Origin of the sequence: Immundisolibacter sp. (assembly GCF_041625615.1) — a bacterium.
GTDB lineage: Bacteria > Pseudomonadota > Gammaproteobacteria > Immundisolibacterales > Immundisolibacteraceae > Immundisolibacter.
This window is the reverse complement of the sequence record NZ_JBFJTF010000220.1, coordinates 1-2,159: the sequence shown is the minus strand read 5'-3', so window position 1 is coordinate 2,159 and position 2,159 is coordinate 1. Positions and strand designations below refer to the sequence as shown.

Sequence of the window (2,159 nt, the reverse complement as noted above, 5' to 3'; positions counted from 1 at the left end):
GATCCGTTCTTCCTGATGCTGCGCCGCTCGCTGAACACCTTCATGAACGCCATGACGGCCAGCGACTGGACCGCCTACCCGTTCGCCAGCCAGAACCGCAAGGACTTCTTCAACCTGCTGGACGTGTACCTGGACGCGGCGTTCTTCCCGACGCTGGATCCGCTCGACTTCGCGCAGGAAGGCCATCGGCTCGAATTCGCCGAGGCCGAGAACGCCGACTCCGAACTCACCTTCAAGGGCGTGGTGTTCAACGAGATGAAGGGCGCCATGAGCGCGCCGGTGTCGGCGCTGTGGCAGACCCTGGCGCGCGAGGTCTACCCGACCACCACCTACCACCACAATTCCGGTGGCGATCCGGAGCACATCCCGGACCTGAGCTACGAGCAGCTGAAGGCCTTCCACGCCCGGCACTACCACCCGAGCAACGCCACCTTCTTCACCTACGGCGACATCCCGGCCGCCGAGCACCAGGCCATCATGGAAGACCGCGTGCTGCGGCACTTCGACCGCCTGGACATCGACCTGCGCGTGCCGCCGGAGCAGCGTTACCCCGCGCCGCGCGCGGTGGAGGAGCGCTACGCCGCCGAAGACGGCGACACGGCGCGCAAGACGCATGTCGTGCTCGGCTGGCTGCTGGGCGACCTCACCGACCTGGACGCCGTGCTGCGGGCCAACCTGCTCTCGCGCGTATTGCTGGACAACGCCTCCTCGCCGTTGCTGCACGCGCTGGAAACGACGCCGCTGGGCAGCGCGCCGTCGCCGCTGTGCGGGCTGGACGACTCGGCGCGCGAGCTGCTGTTCGCCGCCGGTGTGGAAGGCTCGGAACCCGAACACGCCGAGGCGGTGGAAGCGCTGGTGCTCGACGTGCTCACCGAAGTGGCCGACAACGGCGTGCCGGCCGAGCAGGTCGAGGCCATGCTGCACCAGATCGAGCTCGGTCGGCGCGAGGTCGGCGGCGACCGCTACCCCTACGGCCTGCAGCTGATCATGAACGCCCTGCCGCAGGCGGTGCATCACGGTGACCCGGTGCAGGCGCTGGCCATCGACGCGGCCATCGAGCGCCTGCGTGCCGCCGCCGCCGAGCCCGGTTTCATCCAGAACGAAGTGCGCCGCTGGCTGCTGGACAACCCGCACCGCGTGCGCCTGACGCTGAAACCCGACCCGACCCTGGCGGAGCGTCAGCACGCCGCCGAGCAGGCCCGCCTGGCGGCCATCAAGGGCACCCTGGATGACGCCGGCCGCGCGCGCATCCTGGAGCAGGCCAAGGCCCTGCAGGTGCGTCAGGCGCAGCAGGACGACCCGGAGATCCTGCCGCGTGTCACGCGCGAGGACGTGGCGCCGGTGCTGAAGATTCCGCAGGCGGTGCGCGAGCCGGTGGCCGGCCTGCCGGCCAGCTGGTACGACCAGCCGACCAATGGCCTGGTCTACCAGCAGCTGGTGATCGACCTGCCGGCGCTGGACGAGGACGAGTTGCAGCTGCTGCCGCTGCTGGCCGAAACCCTCAGCGAGGTCGGCGCGGCCGGTCGCGACTACACGCAGACCCAGGCCCTGCACGCTGCGCTGACCGGCGGCATCGGCGCCAGCGCCAGTGTCGGCGCGCTGGCGACCGACAACCGGCAAAGCCGCGGCCTGTTCGTGGTATCCGGCAAGGCGCTGGTACGCAATCACGGCGCGCTGTCGAAGCTGCTGCACGAGACCCTGCACACGGCGCGTTTCGACGAGCTGGACCGCCTGCGCGAACTGGTGGCGCAGATCCGCATGGGCGACGAGAACGCCGTCACCGGCAACGGTCATGCCCTGGCCATGGCCGCCGCCAGCGCCGGCATGACGCCGGTGGCACGCCTGCACCACCAGTGGTCCGGGCTGGCCGGCATCCAGGCCATCAAGCGGCTCGACGACAGCCTCACCGACGGCGCGGCACTCAGGCAGCTGGCCGAGCGCCTGGCGGCGCTGCGCGCGCGTCTGGCGGCAGCGCCGCTGCAGTTCCTGATCGTGGCGGAGGACGAGCAGCAGCCCGACATTGCCGTGCGTCTGGCCCAGGTGTGGCTGGACAGTGGCACGCCGCCGGCGGCCAGCGAGGCGCTGTTGCCGCTGGCGCCGGCGGCCGGTGCCGTGACCGAGGCCTGGACCACCAACACGCAGGTCAACTTCTGTGCCCG

Annotated in this window: 1 protein-coding gene; it reads left to right on the top strand. The window is 70.6% G+C overall.

Going from position 1 to position 2,159, the window contains the following annotated elements:
- The coding region (locus tag ABYX71_RS11660) for an insulinase family protein (RefSeq protein WP_372696663.1) at positions 1-2,159 on the top strand (2,159 nt) is incomplete at both ends.